Annotated in this window: 28 protein-coding genes; 6 read left to right on the plus strand and 22 right to left on the minus strand. The window is 63.3% G+C overall.

Features of this window, described 5'->3' with window-relative positions; genetic code table 11:
• Window positions 1–68: 68 nt before the first annotated feature.
• From ccmB to CHR90_RS16020, 3 genes are read right to left on the minus strand one after another with little or no spacing between them, the layout of a single operon-like run.
• Window positions 69–728 carry a heme exporter protein CcmB gene (gene ccmB / locus CHR90_RS16010; protein WP_094410110.1) on the minus strand — a complete coding sequence of 220 codons (660 nt, stop codon included), beginning with the start codon at window positions 726–728 and terminating at the stop codon, window positions 69–71.
• 11 nt (window positions 729–739) lie between these two features.
• Window positions 740–1,273 carry an RNA polymerase sigma factor gene (locus CHR90_RS16015; RefSeq protein WP_094410111.1) on the minus strand — a complete coding sequence of 178 codons (534 nt, stop codon included), beginning with the start codon at window positions 1,271–1,273 and terminating at the stop codon, window positions 740–742.
• A gap of 1 nt (window position 1,274) precedes the next feature.
• Window positions 1,275–1,487, minus strand: coding sequence for a YgaP family membrane protein (locus tag CHR90_RS16020; protein ID WP_094410112.1), 213 nt, complete (start codon window positions 1,485–1,487; stop codon window positions 1,275–1,277).
• 130 nt (window positions 1,488–1,617) lie between these two features.
• On the opposite strand from CHR90_RS16020, the gene CHR90_RS16025 reads away from it, so the two are divergent.
• Window positions 1,618–2,505, plus strand: coding sequence for a LysR substrate-binding domain-containing protein (locus CHR90_RS16025; RefSeq protein WP_094410113.1), 888 nt, complete (start codon window positions 1,618–1,620; stop codon window positions 2,503–2,505).
• 86 nt (window positions 2,506–2,591) lie between these two features.
• Here the strand turns inward: CHR90_RS16025 and CHR90_RS16030 are convergent, their stop codons facing one another.
• Together CHR90_RS16030 and CHR90_RS16035 are read right to left on the minus strand one after the other, a co-directional pair.
• The gene (locus CHR90_RS16030; protein ID WP_094410114.1) at window positions 2,592–3,041 is read right to left on the minus strand and encodes a Dps family protein; all 450 of its coding nucleotides are present in this window, start codon (window positions 3,039–3,041) and stop codon (window positions 2,592–2,594) included.
• 45 nt (window positions 3,042–3,086) lie between these two features.
• The gene (locus CHR90_RS16035; RefSeq protein ID WP_276526806.1) at window positions 3,087–4,925 is read right to left on the minus strand and encodes an ABCB family ABC transporter ATP-binding protein/permease; all 1,839 of its coding nucleotides are present in this window, start codon (window positions 4,923–4,925) and stop codon (window positions 3,087–3,089) included.
• 128 nt (window positions 4,926–5,053) lie between these two features.
• On the opposite strand from CHR90_RS16035, the gene CHR90_RS16040 reads away from it, so the two are divergent.
• A complete protein-coding gene (locus CHR90_RS16040) occupies window positions 5,054–5,866 on the plus strand; it encodes a ComF family protein (protein WP_229671562.1) in 813 nt (270 codons plus the stop codon).
• Here the strand turns inward: CHR90_RS16040 and CHR90_RS16045 are convergent.
• Window positions 5,842–7,392: a methyl-accepting chemotaxis protein gene (locus CHR90_RS16045; RefSeq protein WP_094410115.1), complete on the minus strand. Its 1,551-nt coding sequence runs from the start codon at window positions 7,390–7,392 to the stop codon at window positions 5,842–5,844. The two genes, CHR90_RS16040 and CHR90_RS16045, sit on opposite strands and share 25 nt — an antisense overlap.
• Window positions 7,393–7,689: 297 nt before the next feature.
• Entirely contained in the window at window positions 7,690–8,187 is a 498-nt protein-coding gene (locus tag CHR90_RS16050; protein WP_094410116.1) for a c-type cytochrome, read from the minus strand.
• Window positions 8,188–8,499: 312 nt separating this feature from the next.
• On the opposite strand from CHR90_RS16050, the gene CHR90_RS16055 reads away from it, so the two are divergent.
• On the plus strand, window positions 8,500–9,132 hold the full coding sequence (locus CHR90_RS16055) for a YitT family protein (protein WP_094410117.1): 633 nt from the start codon (window positions 8,500–8,502) through the stop codon (window positions 9,130–9,132).
• 4 nt (window positions 9,133–9,136) lie between these two features.
• Here CHR90_RS16055 and CHR90_RS16060 read toward each other — a convergent pair whose 3' ends face one another.
• The 6 genes from CHR90_RS16060 to CHR90_RS16085 all read right to left on the minus strand — a co-directional run bounded on the left by CHR90_RS16060 (window position 9,137) and on the right by CHR90_RS16085 (window position 14,392).
• Window positions 9,137–10,150: a zinc-binding alcohol dehydrogenase family protein gene (locus CHR90_RS16060; protein ID WP_094410118.1), complete on the minus strand. Its 1,014-nt coding sequence runs from the start codon at window positions 10,148–10,150 to the stop codon at window positions 9,137–9,139.
• 258 nt (window positions 10,151–10,408) lie between these two features.
• Complete coding sequence (locus CHR90_RS16065) at window positions 10,409–11,203, minus strand: MetQ/NlpA family ABC transporter substrate-binding protein (protein WP_094410119.1); 795 nt, start codon at window positions 11,201–11,203, stop codon at window positions 10,409–10,411.
• A 69-nt stretch (window positions 11,204–11,272) separates the two neighbouring features.
• On the minus strand, window positions 11,273–11,929 hold the full coding sequence (locus CHR90_RS16070; RefSeq protein WP_094410120.1) for a methionine ABC transporter permease: 657 nt from the start codon (window positions 11,927–11,929) through the stop codon (window positions 11,273–11,275).
• A complete protein-coding gene (locus CHR90_RS16075) occupies window positions 11,922–12,890 on the minus strand; it encodes a methionine ABC transporter ATP-binding protein (protein ID WP_229671563.1) in 969 nt (322 codons plus the stop codon). Before CHR90_RS16075 ends, CHR90_RS16070 begins: the two co-directional genes overlap by 8 nt.
• A 6-nt stretch (window positions 12,891–12,896) precedes the next feature.
• Window positions 12,897–13,097 (minus strand): hypothetical protein, encoded by a 201-nt coding sequence (locus CHR90_RS16080; protein ID WP_094410121.1) that lies wholly within the window; start codon window positions 13,095–13,097, stop codon window positions 12,897–12,899.
• Window positions 13,098–13,507: 410 nt separating this feature from the next.
• Entirely contained in the window at window positions 13,508–14,392 is an 885-nt protein-coding gene (locus CHR90_RS16085) for a TauD/TfdA dioxygenase family protein (RefSeq protein WP_094410122.1), read from the minus strand.
• A gap of 270 nt (window positions 14,393–14,662) precedes the next feature.
• Between CHR90_RS16085 and CHR90_RS16090 the strand changes: the two genes are divergently transcribed.
• Entirely contained in the window at window positions 14,663–15,106 is a 444-nt protein-coding gene (locus CHR90_RS16090) for an RrF2 family transcriptional regulator (protein WP_094410222.1), read from the plus strand.
• A 188-nt stretch (window positions 15,107–15,294) separates the two neighbouring features.
• Here CHR90_RS16090 and CHR90_RS16095 read toward each other — a convergent pair whose 3' ends face one another.
• Window positions 15,295–15,993, minus strand: coding sequence for a pirin family protein (locus tag CHR90_RS16095; protein WP_094410123.1), 699 nt, complete (start codon window positions 15,991–15,993; stop codon window positions 15,295–15,297).
• Between the two features lie 121 nt (window positions 15,994–16,114).
• On the opposite strand from CHR90_RS16095, the gene CHR90_RS16100 reads away from it, so the two are divergent.
• Window positions 16,115–17,047, plus strand: a complete 933-nt coding sequence (locus CHR90_RS16100) for a LysR family transcriptional regulator (protein WP_212668710.1) — start codon at window positions 16,115–16,117, stop codon at window positions 17,045–17,047.
• 42 nt (window positions 17,048–17,089) lie between these two features.
• On the opposite strand, the gene CHR90_RS16105 is transcribed toward CHR90_RS16100, so the two are convergent.
• The 7 genes from CHR90_RS16105 to CHR90_RS16135 form a co-directional block, all read right to left on the minus strand.
• The gene (locus tag CHR90_RS16105; RefSeq protein ID WP_094410124.1) at window positions 17,090–17,605 is read right to left on the minus strand and encodes a chorismate--pyruvate lyase family protein; all 516 of its coding nucleotides are present in this window, start codon (window positions 17,603–17,605) and stop codon (window positions 17,090–17,092) included.
• A gap of 76 nt (window positions 17,606–17,681) precedes the next feature.
• A complete protein-coding gene (locus CHR90_RS16110; RefSeq protein ID WP_170941440.1) occupies window positions 17,682–18,350 on the minus strand; it encodes a YoaK family protein in 669 nt (222 codons plus the stop codon).
• Window positions 18,347–18,775, minus strand: a complete 429-nt coding sequence (locus tag CHR90_RS16115) for a DoxX family protein (RefSeq protein WP_094410125.1) — start codon at window positions 18,773–18,775, stop codon at window positions 18,347–18,349. Before CHR90_RS16115 ends, CHR90_RS16110 begins: the two co-directional genes overlap by 4 nt.
• A 2-nt stretch (window positions 18,776–18,777) precedes the next feature.
• Entirely contained in the window at window positions 18,778–20,631 is a 1,854-nt protein-coding gene (locus tag CHR90_RS16120; protein WP_212668711.1) for an amidohydrolase, read from the minus strand.
• A 53-nt stretch (window positions 20,632–20,684) separates the two neighbouring features.
• Window positions 20,685–20,936, minus strand: coding sequence for a DUF1427 family protein (locus CHR90_RS16125; RefSeq protein ID WP_229671564.1), 252 nt, complete (start codon window positions 20,934–20,936; stop codon window positions 20,685–20,687).
• Window positions 20,937–20,947: 11 nt separating this feature from the next.
• A complete protein-coding gene (locus CHR90_RS16130) occupies window positions 20,948–21,775 on the minus strand; it encodes an alpha/beta fold hydrolase (protein ID WP_094410128.1) in 828 nt (275 codons plus the stop codon).
• Between the two features lie 66 nt (window positions 21,776–21,841).
• The gene (locus CHR90_RS16135) at window positions 21,842–22,501 is read right to left on the minus strand and encodes a hydrolase (RefSeq protein ID WP_094410129.1); all 660 of its coding nucleotides are present in this window, start codon (window positions 22,499–22,501) and stop codon (window positions 21,842–21,844) included.
• A 279-nt stretch (window positions 22,502–22,780) separates the two neighbouring features.
• On the opposite strand from CHR90_RS16135, the gene CHR90_RS16140 reads away from it, so the two are divergent.
• Window positions 22,781–23,266, plus strand: a complete 486-nt coding sequence (locus CHR90_RS16140) for a hypothetical protein (RefSeq protein WP_094410130.1) — start codon at window positions 22,781–22,783, stop codon at window positions 23,264–23,266.
• Here CHR90_RS16140 and CHR90_RS16145 read toward each other — a convergent pair.
• Window positions 23,241–25,334 (minus strand): methyl-accepting chemotaxis protein, encoded by a 2,094-nt coding sequence (locus tag CHR90_RS16145; protein ID WP_094410131.1) that lies wholly within the window; start codon window positions 25,332–25,334, stop codon window positions 23,241–23,243. The two genes, CHR90_RS16140 and CHR90_RS16145, sit on opposite strands and share 26 nt — an antisense overlap.
• Window positions 25,335–25,497 lie beyond the last annotated feature (163 nt).

Consider the following 25,497-nt stretch of genomic DNA (forward strand, 5'->3'; position numbering starts at 1 on the left):
CAGAAACCCCCGCCGGAGCGATCCGGCGGGGGTTTTCTTTTGCGAGATTTTATTCGGATAGCGAAACTTCAGTCGCCCACTGCCAGTCGTAACGCTAACGCAACGACCATCGGCGCGAGCGGCAGAGTAACAGCCAGCAAGGCCCCCAGGATCAACAGCGCTGGGCCAGCGCCAAGGCCGGTTGCCGCCCCCTCCACTGCGCTCACCCCGAAGATCAGCACCGGTAGCACCAGCGGCAGCACAAGTAGCGGTACCAGTGCCCCGCCGCGCCGCGCGCCCAGGGTAACGGCGGCCCCGATCGCGCCGATCAGGCTGAGGCAGGGCGTGCCGAGCGCCATCGCCGCCAGCAGCGCGCCATAGGCGTCGGCCTCCAGGTTCAACATGACACCGAGCAAGGGGGAGAGCAGCAGCAGCGGCAGACCAGTGGTCAGCCAATGCACGGCGATCTTGGCGGCGGCGAGCAGGGCGAGCGGCTGCGGGGACAGGGCGAGCTGTTCCAAACTGCCATCGGCATAATCGCCCTCGAACAGCCGGTCGAGCGACAGCATAGCGGCGAGCAGGGCCGTGACCCAGACGATGCCGCTGGCGATGCGCCCCAGCAACTGCGGCTCCGGCCCGACGCCGAGCGGGAACAGGGTGGCGGCGAGAACAAAGAAAATCAGCACCGGCATCAGGTCCGACGCTTGGCGCAGCGCCAGCCGCAACTCGTGACGAAAGAAAGCTCCCATGGGACGGGAGTTTAGGCAGGGCCAGAGGGGGCGTCCAGCCCTAGCAGGTCGGCACGCACCTTGGCGCGGGCACGGTGCAGGCGGCTTTTGACGGCGGGTAATGAAAGGCGGACGGTGGTGGCAACTTCCGTCAGCCGATACTGCTCAAAGTCGCGCAATACGAGAATCTGCCGATCCAGTGGCTGCAGCGCGGCAAGGCTGCGGGCAAGATCGTATCGCAGCCCTTCCGGCGTTGGGTGATGATAAAAGAGTTCGTCCCTCTCCTCGATTGTTTCGAACCCAAAAAGAGGGGAGAGGGCGCGCAGGCAGGCGCGGCGAACGATCTGCACCAGCCACCCAGTAAAGGCGCCAACCTGGCGTAACTGGCCGAGGCGGCGGGTAACGGCAATCAACGCATCTTGCATGGCATCGTCGATATCGGCACTCCGGGCGCAGTAGCGCTGGGCGTAGCGGCGAATATCCGGCTGGCTGCGCGTCAACAGATCGGCAAGGGCGGCGGCATCCCCGGCCTGCGCGGCTGCGATGAGTGGGGCGGGTAGGGACATACTATCCTTTCAGGCGTCGGTCCAGCCGCCGACCGACCAGGGCGCAGGCCGGGCAGAACCCGACGATAGCGGTGAGAATAGCAATCCCCCCACCCAAAATCAGCCCAGTCTTCCAGGCCAGCGGGCCGGCGAGACCGCCTGCCACAATTAATCCGGCGCCTGCTGCTACCCGTAAACCGCGCTCCCAACCGGGAATGTTCTTAATCCAAAACATTTGTCACTCCTTGGAGACGAGCCGCAAGAGGGGCGGCTTCTTAAGGAGAAGAGGCGACGGGGGGGCAAAAGGGTTCACGGGAACGGAAAAAAATCTGGCACCTTAACGCCGCTTGCGCTCCTCTAGCCCCATGAGCCGCCGTCTACCGCCCCTCAATGCCCTAAAAGCCTTCGAAGCCGCCGCCCGCACGGGCAGTTTTACGGCGGCGGCGGCGGAATTGGGGGTTAGTCAGGCGGCGGTCAGCCAATTGGTGAAGGGGCTGGAGGCGCGGCTAGGCCTCGCCCTTTTCGAGCGTCGCGGCAATGTCCTCTCGCTCACCCAGCGCGGCGCCGCCTATGGGCCGGTTCTGACCGAAGCCTTTGACCGTATCGCTCTCGAAACGGAACGTTTGGCGGCGCAGCCCGATCATATTCTTACCCTGGCCTGCGGGCCGACCGTGGCGATGCGCTGGCTGATCCCGCGCCTGCCGGAGTTTCACCGGCGGCACCCGCGCTTCGAAGTGCGGCTATCGACCTCCGTGACCGTTGAGGAAAGCAGCACCGGTTCCCTGCTGGCCAATGGGTTGACGGCGGCGATCCGTCTAACGGAAGCCACCGGCTTGCGCCCGGATGGGCTGATGGCGGAACCTTTGTTTACCGCCGATCTGTTCCCCGTCGCGGCGCCCAGCGTTGCTGCCCGGCTGCGGCGCCCGACCGATTTGACCGGCGAAACCCTGCTGCACGTCCGCCACGCCGAAGACGAGTGGCCGATCTGGCTGCGCGCGGCGGGCCTTGCCCCGAAAATGGGGACGGCGGGCGCGCTTTGGTTCGATTTCCATGCTTTCGCACTGCAAGCAGCGCTTGATGGGCTTGGCATCGCCCTAGCGCGCCGGCCTTTCGTGGCGGAGGATTTGGCCGCCGGGCGGCTGGTAGCGCCCTTCGATCTGAGCGTGCCGAAAGGGGCGGCGTGGTGCTTGATTTATCGTCCCGGTGCTGAAACGATCCCGGCCTTTGAGGCATTTCGCGCCTGGTTGCGGTAAGTGTCTGCACATTCAATACGAGACCAAAACAAAACCCGGCACCGTTACCGGAACCGGGTTTGTGATGGGTAAGGGCGGCGCGGGGGTTAGCCGAGCAGCGCCGAGAGCATCCACGCGGCCTTCTCATGCTCGGTTACCCGGCCGGTGGCAAGGTCGGCGCTCGAATCGTCGCCCACGGCTTCGGCGGCCTTAATGACGGCATAGGCCGATTTGGCGGCGGCGAGATTATCGTCGCGCAGGGCGGTAATCATGTCGCGCGCAGCCGGGGCACCGGCGGTGCTTTTGAGGCTGGAGCGTTCGGCAAACTCGCCGAAGGACGCCGGGGCCGGGAAACCGAGGGCGCGGATACGCTCGGCCACCTCGTCAATCGCGCCCGACAGCGCCTCATACTGGTCGCCGAACAGCGTGTGAAGCTGGACGAAATCCGACCCAACGACATTCCAATGATAGTTCTGGGTTTTCAGCGCCAGGATGTAGCTGTCGGCCAGCAGCACGCCGAGGGCGGCGGCAACGTCTTGGTTAGGGCGAACGGACATCGTGTTTCTCCAATATTAGAATTTCTCTAATCTACCCCAAGGGCCTCAGACTGTCGACTCGCTGAGCGCCGGGGCCGGGCCTGCGTCCTCCGCATGGTCCGCCAATTGCTGGCGCCACATGCGGGCGTAGCGCCCATCCAGCGCCAGAAGCTGGGCGTGGCTGCCGCGTTCCGCAACCTGGCCCTTATCCAGCACTAGAATTTCATCGGCGCCCACAACCGTCGAAAGACGGTGGGCGATAATCAGAGTGGTGCGGTCAACCGACACTTGATCCAGGCTTTCCTGAATCTGCTTTTCGGTTTTGGTGTCGAGGGCGCTGGTTGCCTCGTCGAAGATCAGAATGCGCGCGCGCTTCAGGATGACGCGGGCGATGGCGACGCGCTGCTTTTCGCCGCCGGAGAGCTTCAGGCCGCGCTCCCCGACCTTGCTTTGGTAGCCATCGGGCAAGGAGAGGATGAAGTCGTGGATCCGCGCCATGCGCGCCGCTTCCTCCACCTCCGCCGGGGCGGCGTCCGGGCGACCGTAGAGGATGTTGTAGTAGATCGTGTCGTTAAACAGCACGGTATCCTGCGGCACGATGCCGATGGCAGCACGCAGGGTGCCCTGCTTCACCTGCCGAATATCCTGGCCGTCGATGCGGATGGCGCCGCCCGTTACGTCATAGAAACGATAGAGCAGCCGCGACAGGGTGGATTTCCCCGCGCCGGAAGACCCGACAACGGCCAGCGTCTTGCCCGCTGGGATGGTGAAATTGACCCCGTGCAGGATTGGGCGGCGCGGGTCGTAGCCGAAATCCACCGCCTCGAACCGCACTTCGCCGCCATTGAGGGCGAGCGGCTGGGCGTCGGGGGAATCAGCCACTTCCCGCTCTACCCTCAGCAGGCTGAACATTTGCTCCATGTCGATCAACGATTGGCGGATCTGGCGATAGACGAAGCCGAGGAAGTTCAACGGTAGGTAAAGCTGGATCAAGAAGCCATTGACCAACACCAAATCGCCGACCGTCATCGTGCCCTTGGCAACGCCCTGGGCGGTTAGGGTCATGACGGCGATCAGCCCGATGGCGATAATCGTTCCTTGACCGATATTAAGCGCCGAAAGGCTGGTTTGGCTGCGCACGGCGGCGCTTTCATAAGCTTGCAGCGCGCTATCGAAGCGCCGGGCCTCGTGGGCTTCGTTACCGAAATACTTGACCGTTTCATAGTTCAACAGGCTATCGACGGCCTTCGTGGTGGCCTCCGAATCGCGGTCGTTCATTTCGCGCCGGTATTTGCTGCGCCATTCCGTCATCAGAATGGTAAAGGCGATATAGCCGATGATGGTGACGAAGGTGATCGCAGCAAATTCGATGGAATAGAGGTTCCACAGAATGCCGCAGACCAGCACGATTTCCAGCAGGGTCGGCAGCACGTTGAACAGCATGAATTGCAGCAGAAATTCGATACCCTTGGTGCCGCGCTCAATCGCGCGCGAAAGGCCGCCCGTCTGCCGATCGAGATGGAAGCGTAACGATAGCGCGTGCAGATGCCGGAACGTCTCTAGCCCGACCCGGCGGATCGCCCGTTGTGCGACTTTGGCGAAAACCGCATCGCGCAATTCGCCGAAGGCCTGGCTCAGCACCCGCAACAGGCCGTAGGCGACGATCAGCCCAACGGGGGCTAGCACCACGGCATCGACGCCCTTGGCACTGAGGGCGTCAATCGCTTCCTTAAACAGGATCGGCACATAGACCCCGGCGACCTTCGACAGGGCGAGCAACATCAGGGCGATAACAACGCGGGCCTTTAACTCCGTCTCCCCCTGGGGCCAGAGGTGCGGGGCGAGGGCGCGCAGCGGCGATTCCTTCGGCGGAGCGGTCGGGGCTTGAACGGCAGGGGCTGTCACGGGATGATCCTTGGCGAACTGCAGCCGGGGGCTGGAAACTTTCGTGTTTTCAGCAAATGCGTCGTCGCGGGCAAAGTCGCCCGCTCGGGATTTGCTTTAACATGAGCGGAAGGTAAGGGGTTAACGCCGTGAAGACAAGCCCGTCTTCTACCTTTGTTCGCGGCCTGCGCAGCGCATCCCGTCCGCTGGCCTGGGCGCTCGATTGGGCCTTGCCGCGCCGCTGTGCTGCGTGCGGGGCGACGGTTGCGACCGATGGCGGCCTCTGCGCCGACTGTTGGCCGCGACTAACCTTCCTGGCCCCGCCGTTCGGCACGCGGCCGCTATGCCAGTGTTGCGGGGTGCCGCTGCTGCCGCTGGAAAGCCTCACCTGCGCGGCCTGCCTGCGCCAACCGCCGCGTTTTCGCCGGGCGCGGGCGGCGTTGCTCTATGATGACGCTAGTAAGCCCTTGATCCTGCGCTTCAAGCACGCCGACCGTACCGAGGGCGCCCGCTTATTCGGGCGTTGGATGGTGCGAGCGGGGGGCGAAGTGCTGGAGAGTGTCGATCTGCTGGTGCCGGTGCCGCTGCATCCGCTGCGTTTGCTCACCCGCCAATTCAATCAGGCGGCGCTGCTGGCGCGAGCGGTGGGGCAGGAAAGCGGTGTGCCCCTTGCCTTGACGGCGTTACAGCGCGTGCGGGCGACGGGCATGCAGCGCCACCGCAGCCGGGCCGAGCGGCGGCGGAATCTTGCCCAAGCCATCCGAGTGACGCCGGGCCAAGCCGCAGAACTGACCGGGCGGCATATCGCGGTCATTGACGACGTCTTAACCACAGGAGCGACGCTGGACGCCTGCGCCAAGGTTCTGCTGGCGACAGGCGCCGCGTCGGTCCAGGCCCTGGTGCTGGCCCGCGTGCCAGCCCCAGGGGATCAGGAGGCTCAGGAAGCGTTGCGAATGTCGTGAATGAAACCCAGCACCCGGCTGCGCAACCCATCGACATTACCGGTGATGGCGGTCGCGGCGGTCAGCACGGTGCCAACAGCGCCGCTGGTGCGGTCGGCGGACTGGGAGACGCTGGCGATATTCTGCGACACATCCTGCGCGCCGCGCGCCACTTCCTGAACATTGCGGGCGATTTCCTCGGTCGCGGCCTTTTGTTCTTCGGCGGCAGCCGCGACGGTCGAGGCGATTTCGCTGATCTTGGCGATCAGGCCCGCGATACTATCGATATCGGCGACGGCGGCGCGGGTGGCTTCCTGAATGCCGTTGATCTGGGCGGAAATATCCTCGGTCGCCTTGGCGGTCTGGCTGGCGAGGTTCTTCACTTCCGACGCCACGACCGAGAAGCCTTTCCCGGCCTCCCCGGCGCGGGCGGCTTCGATGGTCGCGTTCAGCGCGAGCAGGTTCGTTTGACCGGCAATGTTGGAGATCAGGCCGATGACGGCGCCGATCTTGTCCGCAGCATCCATCAGTTGCGCCACGGTTTCCGACGCTTTGCCCGCCTGCACGCGCGCTTGATCAGTCATCGAGGCCGAATAGGTGACCTGCCGGGCGATTTCCAACGAGGAGCTGCTGAGTTCTTCCGTGGCGGTCGCGACGGTGCCAACGGTCTGGGTCGCTTGTTCGCTGGCGGCGGCGACCAAGGACGAGCGGCGGGTGGTTTCTTCCGAGGTATTCGAGAGAACATCGGCGGTTGAGCGCATATCGGCCGCCGACCGGGTCAGCGCCTCCACCATCTGGCCGACCGTATTTTCAAGGTCGGTCGCCATGGCATTCATGCTCTCCTTCCGCTGGGCTTCGGCGGCCAAACGCTCCGTGCGGCGTTCGGTGGAGATGCGGTCCATTTCGACGGCATTGTCTTTAAAGACCTGCACCGCGCGGGCAATATCACCGATTTCGTCGGGGCGGCCGGTATTGGGAACCTGCTGTGTGCGGTCGCCGCTGGCGAGTTTCGTCATCACGTCGGTAAGTTGACGCAGCGGGCGGGCGATGGCGGCGAAGGAGAAAAACACGGCCAGCGCCAACAGCCCAACCATCAGCAGTGTGCTGACGATAGCTTCGGTCACAGCCGCGCGCTTTGCCGCTTCCACCGCGGCGAGGCTGAACCCAACCTCCAGCACGCCCAGTTTTTCCTTATTGCCGCCATCCTGATAAATGATATCGCGCCGCTCCGTAATACCGGCAGTCATCCCCGGCTTGGCCGTTTCCGACACAAGCTTACCGTTGGTACCGATAACGCGGGCTTGGGCGAAATTATCGTCTTTGGCGATTGACGCCAGAATAGATTTAATTTGCCCATCTGATAGATCCCACAGCGGACGCGCTAGCGCGTCCGCCTGCATTTCGGTGATCCGCTCCAGGGACTCCGATAGGTCGGCTTGCTCTCGGTTTGCTATATTAATGTAGCCATAGGTGGAGAAACCGGCCTGGAGGACCAGGGCTAGGGCGGATATTAAGAGAATGACACGCGTTTGCAGGTTGATCTTCATCCGGCTCTTCGCTTTCTGCGCGTCGCGGCGCGGGTGGGTTCGCTTCGGTTACTGCGCGCCAGCATAGCCTAAAAGTCTTAAAAATCACGATATGTGATACGGAGAATCGGCGATAAATTGCGATTGATCGGGTTCATTTAATAAATTTTTACGAAACTGTCGAAAGCATCCCTATCGGATCGGTCTAAGGCCTCTCTATAAAAACAAAGGCTGAACCGGGGATGGGTCAGCCTTCGTCTTCAATGGTCTTGATGTTTTAGAATGATTTCAGAAAATCAAGCGTTCCTTGATCCCTGATTACTGGGGCATGACAACCGTCAGATAAGGCGCTTTGGCCTTTTCGCTCGGCCCAACCAGGGCGGGGGCGGCATTCTTGACCGGCTTTAGGCTTTTCAGATAGGCGGCCAGGGCATTGGCATCGGTATCGGTCAGCTTGGCATAGCTCATGAACGGCATAGCGGGGGCGAGTTGACGGCCATCTGGGCGCACGCCGGTGCGCACGGCTTTAACGATATCAGCCGTGCTCCATTTACCCAGACCGGTTTCGGCATCCGGGGTCAGGTTCGGCGGGTAGAAGATGCCAAGCCCTGGGATTTGAAAGCCAACTTCCGAGCCGCCGAGCAGCCGCGCCATATCGGGTTTTCCCAAAAAGGTTCCCGGCGTATGGCAGCCGGTGCAGTCCATAATGCTGGCCAGATAGGCACCGCGCTCGACGGTCGGTTTGGCCGTCTGCGCAAAGGCGGGAAGAGCGGCGAGAAGGGCGGTGCCGAGGGCGGCGAAGGTCAATTTGGTCATCTGTGTCTGTCTCGAGGCCTGAGGTAGCAACGCGCTTGGGGCGGACGATCTGCCGCCGCACCCCTTGGGGTTGTCTGGGGAATTGAGTGGGGGCGCCCACGCGTGCGGGCGTCAATGGCAATTACTCTACTCGAGAAATAAGCCGCGTGAAGCTAAGAGATTGCTAATCTGCGGCTGTCCCCTTGGGGCCTATCCCAGGCAAGGCCTGCGGCATGAAGGTTGCTAGAAGGGTTTTAGACGGTCGGCGCGATCAGACATAATCCGCAATTTCCCGTCAGTGCTGTTCTGGACCGCTCGAAAAGGGGGCAGGCGATGACCCAAATTTCAGCAAGCCCCGCGCCGGATGCTGTTTCGCGCCATCGTTTTCACGAGGATGCTCTGGCACTACTGTTGGGCACGTCCTTCGTGGCGCTTGGTATGGCGGTCTATGCGCAATCGACCCTGCTGCTCGGCGGGATCGCAGGGGTGACGCTGCTGCTCAGCTATGTCACCCGCTGGGATTTCGGGCTGATGTTCTTTGCGCTGAATCTGCCGTTTTATCTTTTGGCCTGGAAGCGCATGGGGCCGGGCTTCACGCTGCGCACCGCTTCGGCCGTGGGGCTGGTGACGCTGTTTTCCCGCCTGAGTGCCGATTGGATCGGCTTTTCCCATCTCCACCCGCTCTATGCGGCGGTGATTGGCGGCGCCTTGAGCGGCGTTGGGCTACTGATGCTGTTTCGGCACCGCACGGGCCTGGGCGGGATCAATATCCTGGCGTTTTATTTGCAGGAGCGTTTTGGTCTGCGGGCGGGATATGTCCAGCTTGGGATCGATCTCGCCATTTTGATCGCAGCGGCCTTTGTTCTGCCGGTAGACCGGCTGCTGCTCTCGGTCCTAGGCGCGGTGGTGATGAACCTCGTTTTGGCCCTCAACCACCGGCCTGGCCGCTATCTGGGGATGAGCTAACGGTTTAGAACCCGCTGAGCACGGTTTTACCGATGCTGCGGCCACTTTCGACGATGCCGTGAGCCTGTCGGAGGCTGGCGGCGGACAGGGGGCCGAGGTCTTGCGTCAGCGTCGTGCGCAACACCCCGGCATCGACGAGATCGGCAACTTCCGTCAGCAGTTCGTGCTGCCGGATCATGTCTTCGGTGCCGTAAAGCGGGCGGGTGAACATGAGTTCCCAATGGACCGACAGGCTCTTGCGCTTCATCGGCAGGATATCGAGCGTCTTTGGATCGTCAATCAGGGCGAGCGCGCCTTGCGGGGCCAGGGCTTCGATAAGCTGCGGTAAATGCTGATCGGTGGCGGTTAGGCTGGCGGCATAGCGCACCTGGGGAAGGCCGATGCGGGCCAGTTCTTCCGTCAGCGGCAGGCGGTGATCGATGACGTGATGGGCGCCCTGGGCAAAGCACCAAGCAATGCTTTCCGGGCGGGAGGCGGTGGCGATGACCGTCAAGCCGGTCAGCCGCCGGGCGAGTTGGGTCAAGATCGACCCGACCCCGCCCGCGCCGCCGACGATCAGCAGCGCGTCGCCGCCGCTTTTCTGGCCGTAGGGTACCCGCAGCCGGTCGAACAAAAGTTCCCAGGCGGTGATCGCGGTGAGCGGCAGGGCGGCGGCTTCGGTGTTGGAAAGGCTGGCGGGTTTCCGCCCAACGATGCGTTCGTCCACGGCCTGAAACTCGGCATTACTGCCGGGGCGGTCGATGCTGCCCGCGTAGAAAACGGCATCGCCTGGTTTGAACAGCCTTGCCTCCGGTCCCACGGCCTCGACGATGCCAACGGCGTCGAAGCCCAGCACGCGCGGGGTTCCATCGGACGGGGCAACATTCCCGCGCAGTTTGATATCGACCGGATTGACCGAAACCGCCTGAACTTTCACCAACAGATCGCGCGGGCGCAGGTCGGGTATCGGCAGATCAAGGTCGATCAGCGCGGCGGGATCGAGCAGGGGCAAGGGTGTCGTATAACCAATGGCTTTCATCGCGGGGGTCCTTCAGGAAATGCGGATGGCGCGATCCTGCGGTCCCGAGATCAAAAAGAAAAACGAATAAGAGTTATCGAAAGAATTCGAAAATCGTATGGATCATCTCCGTCAGCCGGTCACCGGAGCTGAGAGCTTTGTTACGCAAGTGCGGTCAGAGCGACGGGCCGACGCTGACCTGGACCAGCCGATGGGCGGGGGGCAGCCAACAAAAAGGCGGGGGATACCCGCCTTTTCGTGTGAGCGATGACGATCAGCTTACCAGACCGGCAGTTGCGCGCCCTTGAACTGGGTCAGGATAAACTGGCGGATAGCGTCGTCGTGATAGGCCTTCACCACGCGCAGATAGAGGGGATTGTCCTTATCCTTTTCGCGGGCGGCGATGATATTGCCGTAGGGATTATTCTTGGTGCCTTCCACGGCAATCGCGTCGCGGCCCGGATGCAGATTGGCTTGCAGCGCGTAATTGGTATTGATTACGGCTGCGTCGAGATCATCCAGGCTGCGCGGCAGTTGCGCGGCGTCAAGCTCGCGGAACTTCAGCTTCTTGGGGTTTTCGGTGATGTCGAGAACGCGCGGCAGAATGCCGACGCCGTCTTTCAACTTAATCAGGCCTTGGGCCGCGAGCAGCAGCAAACCGCGCCCGCCGTTCGACGGATCGTTGGCGATGCCGACCTGCGCGCCCTCCTTCAATTCGGCGGGGGCTTTCACTTTTTTGGAGTAAAGCCCGATGGGGGAGACGACAGTATCGCCGATGGCGACGATCTTATAGCCCTTGGTCTTCACCTGATTTTCCAGGAAAGGCTTATGCTGGAAGGCATTGAGGTCGAGATCGCCCCCGTCCAGCGCGGCATTGGGCAGCAAGTAATCGTTGAAGACGCGGATCTGAATATCGATCCCGTCCTTGGCCGCCACCTTCTTCACCTCCTGCCAGATCACTTCGCCGTCACCGCCGGAGACGCCGACGGTCACCTTATCGCCAGCCTGGGCAAAGCCGGGGAGAAGGAGCGCAGCCGCAATGGCGGCGGTTTTCAGGAAAGACGCGATACGCATGGAATAAACCTCCGGTAAGGCGCATCGTCGGACGCGCCGGAATTAAACGACTGGGAGAGGGAAGAAGGATCAGGCGCGCTTGTTGACGCGGGCCGCGAGCCGGTCGCCGGTCCGTTGCACCAGGGCGACGAGGGCGATCAGCACGGCGATGACACCCAGCATGATATCGGTCTCGAACCGCTGATAGCCGTAGCGGATGGCAAGATCGCCCAGCCCCCCGGCCCCGACCGCGCCCGCCATGGCCGATGCGCCGATCAGGGTGATGATCGTCAGGGTGAAACCGGCAATCAGGCTGGGCAGGGCTTCAGGCAGCAGCACGTGCCAGACGATTTCCGCCTTGCGCGCGCCCATCGCCTGGGCCGCTTCGATCAGGCCCTTATCGACCTCGCGTAGGCTGACTTCGGCCACCCGGGCGAAGAAGGGCGTTGCCGCGATGGCCAGCGGCACAATCGCCGCCGCCGTGCCGATGGTCGTTCCAACGATCAGCCGCGTGATCGGCAGTAAGGCGACCAGCAGGATAATGAAGGGGGTGGAGCGAAAACCGTTGATCACGGCGCCCAAGACGCGGTTCACCGCCCGCTGTTCCCACAGGCCGCCCGGTGCTGTGATGACGAGGATCACGGCCAGCGGCACCCCGGCCAGGAGGGCGATCAGGCTGGAAATGCCGACCATCGCGAATGTCTGCCAAGCCGCTTCCAAAAAGAGATCGAGGATCGGGTTAGACATGGCGGACCACCTCAATCGCGGTGCCGTCGCGCCGTAGTTTTTCCGCTAGCGCTTCGGCGTCTGCGGGGGAGCCTGCGAGGCGCAGCAGCACGCCGCCGCTTTCCGGTGGGGCAAATTGGCTGGCCTCCAGCAGGCTGCGCGTGACCGCGCTGCTCGGCTGGGCGAAAACCGTGGCGACCGGGCCGAGATCGACGATGCGGCCGCCGTCGATGACCGCCACCCGGTCGGCGATTTGGCGCACCACGCCCATTTCGTGGGTGATCAGGATGACGGTCAGCCCCAGGCGGCGATTGATGTCGCGCAGCAGGTCGAGGATCGCCCGCGTCGTTTCGGGATCAAGGGCGGAGGTTGCTTCATCGCACAGCAGCACGTCCGGGTCATGGACGAGCGCACGGGCGATACCGACGCGCTGTTTCTGCCCGCCGGATAATTGCGCCGGATAGGCATCATGCTTATCGGCAAGGCCGACGAGCGCCAGCAGGGCTTTGACCTTTTCCGCCCGCTCCGCTTTCGGCACCCCGGCCAAGCGTAATGGCAGGGCGACATTCTCCGCGACCGTTTTCGCCGACAGCAGATTGAAGTGCTGGAAGATCATGCCGATGCGGCGGCGCAGGGCGGGAAGTTCCCGCTCCGCAAGATCGGTCACCGCGTGGCCGGAGACGCTGATCCGCCCGGCGCTGGGTGTCTCCAGCCGGTTGATCGTGCGGATCAAGGTGGATTTCCCGGCGCCGCTCCGCCCGATGATGGCAAAGATTTCGCCCGGCTGAATATCGAGCGAAATATCCTGAAGCGCCGGGACTGGGCCGTTTGCCCCGAGGTAGGTTTTGCCGACTGCCTCTAAGGTGACGCGCCCCCGATCCGCCGTTGCGACCCGTGACGGGGCGGTTGGTGCTTCCGTCTCGCGCTCGGCCAGAAATCCGGGCGCGAATTCAGAAATAAAGCTGAAGTGCAGCATATCCATTCCGCCTTAAGCCTGCCCGCGCACGGCGGGTTCCCCCGCCAGAATGCGTTTTACCGCTTGTTGGGCGTCGCGCACGCGGCGGAAGCAGCGGCGGTCGATGGCGCGGAAGTCGGAGGTAGAGGCGAAGAAACGATAGCCCCGGCGTTGACGAACGACGAGGCCCGCCGCCGTTCCGGCGACGGAAATCACGATAGCATCAGAAGACATGATAATCCCCCGCAAGCCCGCGCCGTTGCCTCCAGCGGCGGACTATCGAAACACCTGTGTTGGAAAAGCGGGCCTAAGGCCCAAAGCGCATTAGGTGCGACAACAACAGGTCCGCATCGCGCCGATAAGGGCGGGGGAAAAGCGGCGAGAGGTGAAAGTCATAGGCGGCTCCTATCATCGGAACCACGACAAACGTCGTGGCGCTTTAGCGTTTGGTGACGCGGCGCAAGCTGCAAACTCAAATGCCCGCGGAAGGAAATCCTTCGGCCCCGCTGCGATCAGCGAGGCCCTTATCTAAGCCCAAGTTTTCGCCGTTGAAAAGGGGAAAAATACTATTTCTATAGAAAAATATTATTTCAACGAAACGGATTGTAAAAAGGCGGCCCCGGTCATGCCGGGGCCATCTGCCATCACGCCGCGATCCCGCGCGGCGCGTCGCCCTGCACCGTGGTCCGATACAGCGTTCGCCGCAGCTCCGGCGGGCAGCCGGTGGCGAGATGCAGGGTCTGGCGATTGTCCCAGAACAGCATATCGTGCGGGCGCCAGCGGTGGCGATACTGGAACCGCTCCGCCGTCGAATGGGCAAAGAGGAAGGCAAGCAGCGCGTCGCTCTCGTCTTCCGGCAGACCGATGATGCGGGTGGTGAACCCTTCGCTAACGAATAGGGCGCGTTTGCCGCTTTCGGGATGCACGCGCACCACCGGATGCACGACCGGCGGCACGCGGGCTTCTTGCTCCGCCGTCAGGCCCGGGCGATAGGTGCCCGTCACCTGCTGCTGCTTGCGGTTCCGGGCGAGGTAGCTGTGCTCGGCCTGCAAACCATCGACCTTGGCTTTCACATCGTCGGGCAGCGCCTCATAGGCCGCGACCATATTGACGAACAGCGTGTCACCACCTTGCGCGGGCCATTCCTTCGAATGCAGCAGTGAGCCGAGGCTGGGGAGGGCAAGGTAGGACAGGTCCGAGTGCCAATATTTCCCGGCATCCACTAGGCCGATGGGTTTGCCGTTTTCCACCACATTAGAGACGATCAGAATTTCCGGGTGGCCGCTCAGATGGAAGTGATGCTGCACATGGATTTCCAGCGGCCCGAAGCGGCGGCTGAAGGCGATCTGCTGCTCCGGCGTCAGGCTTTCCTGATCGCGGAAAATCACCACCTGCCGCTGCGCCAGCGCGTGGCGGATGCGGGCAAAATCTTCGTCCGATGGCGGCTGCGACAGGTCGAGACCCAGGATTTCGGCGCCTAGAATCTCGGGCAGATCGCGGATTTCAAAAGCGGTGGTTACGGTGCTCATGCTTGCTCTTGCCCCCAGCGGTGAACAGTGGCTGATGAGTATAGCAGTAAGTCGTCCGGCGAAAACACTCGGTGTTTTAAGCTGCCCGCGATGGTTGTAATTTCCGCGCGAGGTCTATGCGGCGGCTGCTTAAGAAGGCCTGCGTCGGCGGTCGAGGCCGCGCTCAACAGGGGGCCTGTTTCACAGGCGAACGCCCGAGATTTCGATATGGCTTAGAAAGCCAATAGGTTATATGGACCCCCGGGGAACGGCTGGGGTATGGGACTCGGGATGCTGACGAACAAGGGCAAATACGGGCTGAAGGCGCTGATCCATCTGGCGGCACTTCCGCCGGGAGAGACGGCCCAAGTCGCCGAGATTGCCGCCCAAAATCAAATTCCCAAGAAGTTTCTCGACGCGATCTTGCTGGAACTGCGCAACGCCGGATTGGTGCGCTCCCGCAAAGGGCCGGGCGGCGGCTATGCACTCGCCAAACCGCCGGAGGAAATTTGGATCGGTCAAGCCGTGCGCGCGCTTGACGGGCCGCTCGCCCCCATCGCCTGCGCCAGCCGCACAGCGTTCGTGTCCTGCGATAATTGCGTCGATGTCGTCACCTGTCCGGTGCGGATGATCATGGTCGATGTGCGCGATGCGATTGCCGGGGTTCTCGACAATACCTCGCTCTCGGCCCTGGCAGCGCGCACCGATCCGCTCTCCTGGGCTTACGCGATTTAGGGGATTGGATTAGACTTATAAAGTATAAGATTTTATAGAATGCACTTAATTTTCGCATAATTTTGATGGTATTGGTGATCTATTGCTTAGATTGATTTGCTCTATTCGGTGTAACTGACGAAATCCCCCGCCCAAAGGGTTGCCAGCCCTTAGGGCGGGGGTGTCGGGGGGCACACCCCCCGACAGGGTTACGCGGCATCGACCAGCACGATTTCGCTGTCTTCGAGCGCCGTGATGGTCACGGTTTCAAGTTCGGAAATCGCGGCACCGTCGCGGGCGTTGACCCGCTGACCGGCGATTTCCACCACGCCGACCGCCGGGACCAGATAGGCGCGCCGATTCGCCCCTAGGTGATACTCGGCGGTTTCCCCGGCCTTCAGGGTGGCGCCGACAACGCGGGCATCGGTACGGATCGGCAGCGCGTCCGTATCCTCGGCATAGCCCGAGGCGAGAGTAACGAACTGGCCGCTGCGCTCGCCCTTCGGGAAGGGCTTCGTACCCCAGGACGGGGCGCCGCCGCGTTCGGTTGGGATGATCCAGATTTGGAAGATCTTGGTGGTTTCTTCCTCCCGATTATATTCCGAATGGGCGATGCCCGTGCCCGCCGACATTACCTGTACGTCACCCGCTTCGGTGCGGCCTTTATTGCCAAGATTATCCTCGTGGGTGATGGCGCCTTCGCGCACATAGGTGATGATTTCCATATCCCGGTGCGGGTGCGGCGGGAAGCCGGTATCGGGCGCGATGGCGTCATCGTTCCAGACGCGCAGATTGCCCCAATTCATCCGCTTCGGATCATAGTAATCGGCGAAGGAGAAATGGTGTTTGGCCTTCAGCCAACCGTGGTTGGCACCGCCGAGGCTGGCAAAGGGGCGAAGGTCGATCATAGCGATGGTCCTTTCTCTGAGAGGGGGCCGCGTCGGTGCGGCCTCGATGGGCTTAGATATAGACCCGCCCGCTTTTCGAAATTAGACTGATAATCTCGGTCAAATTGTTCGAAAGATTAGAATGATGAGCAACCCGGGCACGCCGACCTTCGATCAGTTGCGCATCTTTCTGGCGGTGGTCGATACCGGCAGTTTTGCAGGCGCCGCGCGGCGAATGAACCGGGCCGTGTCGGTCATCAGCTATGGTATCGCCAATCTTGAAGCGCAGTTGGGTATCGAGCTGTTTCAGCGCGAAGGCACGCGGCGACCGCAGTTAACGGTCGGTGGGCGGGCGGTGCTGGCGGAGGCGCGGGCCATCGGCCAGGGCATGGATGCGCTGCGCGCCAAAGTGAAAGGGCTGCTGGATGGGTTGGAGGCGGAGGTTGATCTCGCCCTCGACGTGATGGTCCCGCCGGAACGGGTCGGCGGCGTCTTGCGCGATTTCGCCCAAAAATTCCCGACCGTGACGCTCAAATTGCACGTGGAGGCCCTGGGGGCGATCACGGCGCTGATCCTCGACCGGACCGCCAGCATCGGTGTCTCTGGGCCGCTGGCCGCTGGGGTGGAGGGGGTCGATTGTATTGCGGCGGGGTCGGTGCCGATGATCCCCGTCGCCGCCCCCGATCACCCGTTGGCGCGGCTGGAGCGCATTCCGCCCGGCGAGGGCCGGAACCATGTGCAGATCGTGCTAACCGACCGGTCGCGCTATACCGAAGGGCGGGATTATTCCGTCGTCAGCCCGCGCACTTGGCGCTTGGCCGACTTGGGCGCCAAGCATGCGCTGCTGCGCGAAGGCGTGGGCTGGGGGAATATGCCGTTGCCGCTGGTTCGCACCGATCTCGCCACCGGGGCGCTGGTGCGCCTCGCCATGCCCGACCATTTGGGCGGCACCTACCGCTTTGCGGGCGTCTGGCGCCGCGACACGCCCCCCGGCCCGGCGGCGTCTTGGCTGCTGAACGAGTTCGTGCGCCTAGGGGCGGCGGATGTGGAAGAAGATGGGTTCGCCGATATTTAGCGCGTTTGACACACAGGCGACACCACCGGCTCGGGATGTGCGTTAGGCCGCTATCGCCCAAAACCCTGGCAAAAAGGCTTCCGACACGAGGATCGGTACCCCCGCTCGGGTGAAGACGGAGCGCCGGGCGAGCAGTGCGTGCTCGCCGTCGATGAAGGGCCGCGTTACCCCGCGCAAGGCCATCGTCGCCTCAAGGGCGGCGAAAGCGAAGGGTGTGCGGGTCGTTTCCGGCGTGTAGAGGATTTTGGCGAGCGGCGTCGTTCGCAGGGTTTTGACCGCTGCCCAAGGGCCGCCGTCCCCGTCAGGGACGAGGGAGCGGGCGGCGACGGCGGGGGTGCCGTCGATGGCCATCAGCACTTCGCGGATAAAATAGCGCCCGGGCGCAGCGGCGGCAGGCCCTGCCGTTTCATCGGGGGCGGCTGGGCCGAGGGTTTCGCGCAAGACCTGCAAGCGCACCCGCCCGAGGGTTTCGAGATGCGCGGTCAGGGCGCCGGTCGCGGTCAACCACCGCACGGTCAGCGGGCTGGCGTCGGACGGCAGGGAGAGGGACCACGGCATAGCGATACTCGGAGAAAGAAACAGCCCGGCGCCAGGGTTCTAGCGCCGGGCCGGGGATGGCTCAATCCCTTTCGTCTCAAGCGTTACGGGTACAGAGCAATGTCGCCCCCAGGATTAAGGCGCCCGTGAGGGCCAGCGGGATAGCAAGCCCGACTTTGATGACCAGCAAGGCGCCAATCCCGGCGCCAAAGCCGATGGTAGCGACCGACCCGAGACGGCGGCCCCAATTGGGATTGCCGCCGCCCGCCGCGCGCGAATCGGCAGCGAGGCCGGTCAGGGTGAGGGTCAGGACCGTCGTTGTCAGATCCGGCACTTTCAACTGGCGCACAGTGCCATTGCGCAGCCCCATCGCCACAGCGGTCAGCGCGATGATCGCCAGCAGCAGCGCAGAAGTGGCGCCGCCCGGCGGTAGAAGGAAGCTGAGGCCCGCCGCGCCCCACAATAGCCCCGCTTCTAGCCCGGCGACGATACGCAGCCAGCGCGCGAGCGGCCCGGCACTGAGCCGTATGCCGAGCTTTCCCGCGAGGAGCGCCCCCAGCAGAAACGCCAGCAGCGCGACGATATAAAGCTCCGCCCTAAAATCCGGCGTGCCGACGGCGGCAAAGCCGAGAAAGACGATATTTCCCGTCATATTGGCGGTGAAGACTTTTCCGAGGCCGAGCACGCTGATCGCATCGATCAGCCCGGTCGTGAACGATAGCACCAGCAGCAGCGCCACCAGGGGTTTTGGGGCGGGGGCGGTCATGCCTGTCGCTCCCGCTCGGTGAGGGCTGCCGCCAAGAACAGCCCGCCGATCAGGCCGAGATGTTCGAAGAAGGCGTTGCGCGCCATAAACCGCTCCATCCCCGCCATCGCCCAAAAATTATTGGCGATGATTGCGGCCAGAAGGGTGAAGACCCCCAGCATGCCAGCGCCCAGCCAGGCCCAGCGGCGGGTGAGCACCAAGACCGCGCCCAGAAGCTCCACGGCAATCGTCAGTGCCGCGAAGAGGTCGGGCGGGGTCAGGCCGAAATGCGCTTGTTCGGCAATGGCCCCCGGCCAGTCCAAGAGTTTCACGGTCCCGCCCAGCAGATAGGCGCTGACCAGGGCCAAGCGGGCGGCCAAGCGAAGGGCGGGTTGGGCGAGCAGCCCCGCCGCCCCGGCCTGCGCGCGTGTGAGCAGGCGGGTCATCGTCACACCGCCCAACAACCGCAGCCAAGGGCGCCCCAGAAGCTCTGGACGTCGGCGGCGGGAACATCGGCGCCGAGGGCGGCCGCATGATCATGGCCATGCACGGTGCAGCCGCTGGCGCAGCCGCAGGCGGTGGCGAGCTTCGCCCGGTGCTGCGGGCTTTGGTGATAGCCGCCGAAGAGGTTGACCGGCGACCAATCGGGCATGGCTTTCGGCAGGTCCGGGGCCAGCGGCGCGAAATCGCCATCGCCATGCACCACTTTGCCGCCGAGCACGGTCAGGACGGAGGAAAGATGGATGATCTCATCTTCCGGCACGCTGAAGTAATCGTCAGACAGTACGGCGAAATCGGCCAGCATCCCGGCTTTGATCTGGCCCTTTTTGCCGCCTTCGTTGGAGAACCAGGTATTCGCCTCCGTCCACAGCCGCAGCGCCGTCTCGCGATCGAGCCGATGGGCCTGCGGGTAGAGGGCGAGGCCACCAACGGTTTTCGAGGTGACGAGCCAGGACAGCGAGACCCAGGGGTTATAGCTCGCCACGCGCGTCGCATCGGTGCCCGCGCCGACCGGCACGCCTGCCGCCATCATCTTGCGAATCGGTGGGGTGCGTTCGGCGGCTTTGGCGCCATAGCGCTCGACGAAATATTCGCCCTGATAAGCCATGCGATGCTGCACGGCGATGCCGCCGCCCAAGGCCGCCACCCGATCAATATTGCGGTCGGAAATGGTTTCCGCATGGTCGAAGAACCAATGCAGCCCCTCGAAGGGGATGTCTTTATTGACCTTTTCGAAGACATCGAGCGCGCGGGAGATGGTTTCGTCATAGGTCGCGTGCAGGCGCCACGGCCAACGGTTTTCCACCAGCAAACGGACGACGGCTTCGAGATCGCCTTCCATAGTGGGCGGCATATCCGGGCGGGCGACGCGGAAATCTTCGAAATCGGCGGCGGAATAGACCAGCATTTCGCCCGCGCCATTGTGGCGGTAGGTATCGTCGCCGTCGCCCGGCTTCACCTGTTTGCCCCAGGCTGCGAAATCGGCCAGCTCTTCCTTCGGCTTCTGGGTGAACAGATTGTAGCTGATGCGCAGGGTCAGTTCGCCCTCGTCATGCAGCTTCTGGATGATGGCGTAATCGTCCGGGTAATTCTGGAAGCCGCCGCCCGCGTCGATCACGCCGGTCACGCCCAAGCGGTTCATCTCGCGCATAAAATGCCGGGTGGAGTTGAGCTGATACTCCGGCGGCAGCTTCGGGCCTTTCGCCAGGGTGGAATAGAGGATGGTAGCGTTCGGTTGCGCCAGCAGCAGGCCGGTGGGATTGCCCGCAGCATCGCGGACGATCTCCCCGCCCGGCGGGTTCGGCGTGTCCTTGGTATAGCCGACGACACGCAGGGCGGCGGCGTTCAGCAAGGCGCGGTCATAGAGGTGCAGGATGAAGACGGGGGTATCCGGCGCGGCGGCGTTGAGTTCGTCCAGCGTCGGCAGGCGTTTTTCGGCGAATTGATGCTCGGTAAAGCCGCCGACGACACGCACCCATTGCGGCGGCGGCGTGATTGCGGCCTGCCGCTTCAGCATCGCCATCGCGTCGGCCAGGGTCGGCACGCCGTCCCAGCGCAACTCCATATTATAATTCAGCCCGCCCCGGATGATGTGCATATGGCTGTCGATCAAGCCGGGGATAACGCGACGGCCTTGTGCGTCGATCACCGGCGTTTCCGGCGCGGCGGCGGCCCGCACCTCTTGCTCCGTGCCGATGATGTGGAAGCGCCCGTCGCGGATCAGCAGCGCCTGGGCGACGGGGTTTTCGCGGTCGAGCGTCGTGATTTTGGCGTTCGTGAGAATAAGATCGGGTGCGGACATGCCGTCTCTCCAAAAAAGCGGAGCGTGCGGGCGGCACGCTCCAAAATTCATGATCAGGCCTTAGGCGTCGGCGTTTTATCGCCGGGCAGTTTGCCGAGAACGTGCTCGGCGCAGTCGGATTTCACCACGGCGAGAATATTCTCGCCCGCCAGCGCGCGTTTGGCGATGGGAACCACCTGCTCGCCGATCAAGATGCCCAGCAAACCGATCAAGGCGATGGCAGGCGGCGCCGGGGAGCGGACATTGAGCAGGCTGTAGATCACGCCGACCAGCAGCCCCGCACCCAAGGAGAGAAGATAGGCCATGATCGCGCCCCCTATTTCTGGATGAAGGCCAGAAGATCGGCGTTGAGGCGGTCGGCATGGGTCTGGGCGAGACCGTGATCGGCGCCGTCGTAAACGATCAGTGTACCGTTCGGCACCAGCGTCACCGCCAGTTCGGCAGCATGGCCGATGGGGACGATTTGATCGTCGCTGCCGTGGATGAACAGGGTCGGCACGTTGATCTTCTTCAGATCGTCGGTGTAATCGACTTCCGAAAACTCACGGATGCAGGCGTATTGCCCAACAATGCCGCCCGCCATGCCCTGGCGCCAGAAATCCAGCCGCAGCCCGTCGTTCACGCTCTTGCCGGGGCGGTTGAAGCCATAGAAGGGCGTCGTAAGATCAAGATAGAATTGGGAACGGTTCGCGGCCACCCCGGCGCGAATACCGTCGAAAATATCGAGCGGCAGACCGTTCGGATAAGCGTCGCTTTTCGACATGCGCGGCGGCACAGCCCCGACCAGCACCGCTTTTGCCACCCGGCCCGTGCCGTGACGGCCGATATAATGGGCAACCTCGCCGCCGCCGGTCGAATGGCCGACCAGCACGGCATTGTTCACGTCGAGCGCGCTGAGCACCGCCGCCAGATCGTCGGCATAAGTATCCATATCATTGCCGGTTGCGGTCTGGTCCGACCGCCCGTGGCTGCGCCGGTCGTGGGCGATGACGCGGAAGCCCTTCAAGGCGAAATGCAGCATCTGCCCATCCCAAGCGTCGGCGCTCAGCGGCCAACCGTGGGAGAAGACGATAGGCTGCCCGGTCTTGGGGCCCCAATCCTTATAGAAAATCTGGGTGCCGTCTTGGGCGGTGATGAACGACATGATGGGCCTCGCTTGGTTCGAATAATTAGAAGACGGGGCGGGCGGGAACCCGCCCCGGCGGAAGGCTTAGTGACCGCCTTCGGATGCGCCGAACATCGTCTTGGCGTAGGTGATGCCAAGGCCATAGGCGCCGCCAAACTTGCGGGCGATGCCGGTGGTCATGTCGTAGGTTTCGGTCCGCGCCCAGTCGCGTTGCAGTTCCAGCAGATATTGCAGCGAGGTGATCGGCTTGGCGCCGAGCTGGATCATGCGTTCGACGGCCCGTTCATGGGCTTCCGTCGAAATATCGCCCGAGGCATCGGTGATGACATAGACATCGAAGCCCTGATCGATGGCGGAAGCAACGGGGCCGACGATGCAGACGGAGGTCCATAGCCCGGCGAACACCAGCCGCTCCTTGCCGATGCGGTTCACTTCCTCGATCACGGCGGCGTCTTCCCAGGTGTTCATCGAGGTGCGGTCGAACAGCTTCTGGCCGGGGAAGGCATCGGTGATTTCGCTGAACATCGGGCCGGAGAAGCTTTTTTCCGCCACCGTGGTCAGGATGGTCGAAACGCCGAACCCGGCAGCGGCATGGGACACAAGGGCGGCGTTATTGCGCAGCGTCGTCGTGTCGATCGACTTGGTGGCGAAGGCCATTTGTGATTGGAAATCGATCAAAATGAGCGTGTGATCCTTCGGCGACAGCAGGGTCTTGCCGGGGGTCGGGGTCGCAGTGATGGCCATGATCAAATCTCCTGATGAATGAAGCAGTTAGCGTTGTGTTGGGTCGGCGTCGCTGCCGTGAAACAAGGAATACGTGAGTCCGCGTTATCGAAATAGCTGGATAAAGAAAAACAGATTGTTCGATTTTTTAGAAAAGATGCATGATGCCGATGACGAAGTATGAGCGACTCGGCCCATGACGGCTAGGCGATTTGCGGTTAAGCTGGGGGCGCCGCGTGCAAATGGCGGTTGTGGGGGCGTTCGCCGCCGCTGCAGGCCCCTAGCATACGAGGTGCGCCCATGCTGCTCGGTCTATCGCTTTCCGCCTTCACCCGTGTCCATGTGCTTATCAGCCTGATCGCGATTGGAACGGGGCTGGTCTGGCTGGCTGCGGCCTGGAACGGTCGCCGGGTGCCGGTTTGGAACGCGGTCTTTTTGATCACGACGATTGCCACCAGCGTGACCGGGTTTCTGTTTCCCGCTACCGGCTTTACCCCCGCGCAGGCGTTCGGTCTGATCTCGTTGGTGGTTTTAGCCCTGGCCGTTTGGGCCTTGTGGCGCGGGGCGCCCCGCACGTATGGGATTGCGGCGGCGGTGGCGCTTTATCTCAATTGTTTCGTGCTGGTGGTCCAGGCGTTTCAGAAAATTGCGCTGTTGAACGCCTTAGCCCCGACCGGCAGCGAGCCGCCGTTTGCCATCGTGCAGGCCATGGTCCTGGCCGGGTTTATCTTGGCGGGCATCCGGCTGTTCCGGCGCGGCGCTACCCCGCCCGGACTTGGCCGATGAACTGCTGCAAGCTGGTCTGAAGCGTCGCGGAGAGGGTTTCGAGGTCTTTGGCAATCGCCAGAACTTCGGCTGCGGTGTGGCCACTCTCGTCGGCGGCATGGGCCACGGCATCGACGGTGCCCGAGACGGACTGTGCCCCCTCGGCGATATTTTGGATACTGGTCGCGATTTGGTCGGTTGCGGTCTCCTGATCGGCAAGCGCGGTGGCGGCCCCGGCGATAACGGTCGCCATATCACTCATCCGGGCGCGAATATCAGCGATCATTGCCGCAGTGGCCGTTGTTTCGCTTTGGATGGTCGCAACCTGATGGGTGATATCCTCCGTCGCCCCGGCGGTCTGGCCTGCAAGGCTCTTCACTTCCCCAGCGACAACGGCGAACCCCTTTCCGGCGTCCCCGGCGCGGGCGGCTTCGATGGTGGCATTCAGTGCCAGCAGATTGGTTTGCCCGGCAATCGATTGGATCAGCGTTACGACGGTGCCGATTTTCCCCGCCGCGCTTTGCAGTCCGGTGACCGTCTCGGCGGTCCGTTCGACCGTGGCGACTGTCGCCCCCGTCTCCTGGCTGGTTTCTGCCGCCCGCGTCGCGATACCGCGAATGGCGCCCGACAGCGCATCGGCGGCGTGCGAGACCGCCTGAACCCCGGCCAAAGATTGCCGGGAGGCGCTGGCGAGCGTTAGGGCGCGCTGGCAGGCCTCTTCGGCGCTCTCGAACATGCGCTGGGCGCTGCCGTGCATCCGTTTTGCCATATCGGCTAAGGTCGTCAGAATGGTTTGGCTGGCGGCGCTGAACGCATGCACCGCATCTTCGATGGCCTGTTGCCGCGCGTGTTGGGCTTGCCGTTCCTGCTGCTGCTGAGCGGCCAGGGTCGCGGCGTCGCCGAGGCCGCTGCGGAACAGGCGGAGGGTTTCCGCCATCCAGGGCGTCGGGTGCGGGGTCTCGGCAAACTGGGCGACGGTGGCCCGCACCGCCGCCGAAAAGCGGCGGTCACGCCGGGCGTCGGCGATCAACCGATGGCGGGTGATCTGGTAATCGGCCCAAAGGCGCAACCCCGCGCCGGGGATGACGGTACGGATCGGCGCTTGAAAGGCTGCCAGCGCCGCGCGGCGCTTCTCGGCGCACAGTGTATGAAGATCCTGAGCCAGCGAATCTTCCACCTGTTTCAGCCCATCGATGCGCTGGGTCGCGGCCTCGTACCACGCCTGTCCGGTAATTCCGTGCAGATCCCCGCTCATGCCTTGGCGAACGGCCACCTGGCGCATCGCGTCGAAGGCCGCCCGCTCGGGCCCCGCCAGGCATTGGTGTAGCCGGGTTGCCTGTTCTGGCGTCGCATACTCGCTGAAAATGCGGAACGCGCGGCTTTGGGCCGCGATCAAATGTTGAAACCGCCGGTGCAGCGCCGCGTCGAACCGTCCTGCCGAAAACCCAGCGCCGCCGGTTGCGCGCTCTTGCCCCGCATATTCTTTGCCCTGCATAAAATTAAACAGGGCGATCAACGCGGCGGACATGGCGGGATCGGCCACCACGTCGAGCGCCTGGGAGACGAGCGCCAGCAGTTTGGCGATTAGACCGGAAAAGGCGGCAATCGATTCCGGTGGCGTAAGCTGCAAGGCCTTGCCCCGTTGCCGCAGATCGGCCAGCCCGGCAAAATCCTGCATCGCCGCCTCGGCACAGTGAAACAGGGCGGCGCTATGGGTCAGCCGGTCGAGCGTCCCAAGGCAGGCGCGCAACTGCGCTTCCTCCGCGTTGCAGAGGATGATCTGCTGGTCAACCTGCGGGCCGAACTGCTGTCCTTGGCTGTTCAAATACACGGTCCAACTGCCCCGTTCCTTCTGCAAGGCATGGATCGCGGTACTGACCCGGGTGACAAGGGCGGAGACATCGGCCAAACGGTCCAGGCTGCTCAGGGCGCGGAAGCGGGCGGTCAGCAGCAGGCGGGCGGCGGTCCGCTGATGGTGGAAACGAACGGGCCGGGACGCCGCCTCCCCTTTTGCGCCCGCATCCTGCCACCGGGACAGATCGGGCACGGTGACGGCGGGCGGGGGGCTGGCATAAAGGGGGGCGTTCATTCCGGGGTTCTCCAGCAGTGACCACGGAAGCGGCGATGGGGCTTCCCCTTAGGGCGGCGGCGGGCCGATCCTAGGGGGAGTTCCTTAAAACTGTCGCGTAGACCGTGGCGAGACTATCCTGGCCGCGCCCAAGGCCCCTTGGGGGGGTGAAGCGCCGCGTTGT

This window comes from Elstera cyanobacteriorum, assembly GCF_002251735.1.
Lineage (GTDB): Bacteria > Pseudomonadota > Alphaproteobacteria > Elsterales > Elsteraceae > Elstera > Elstera cyanobacteriorum.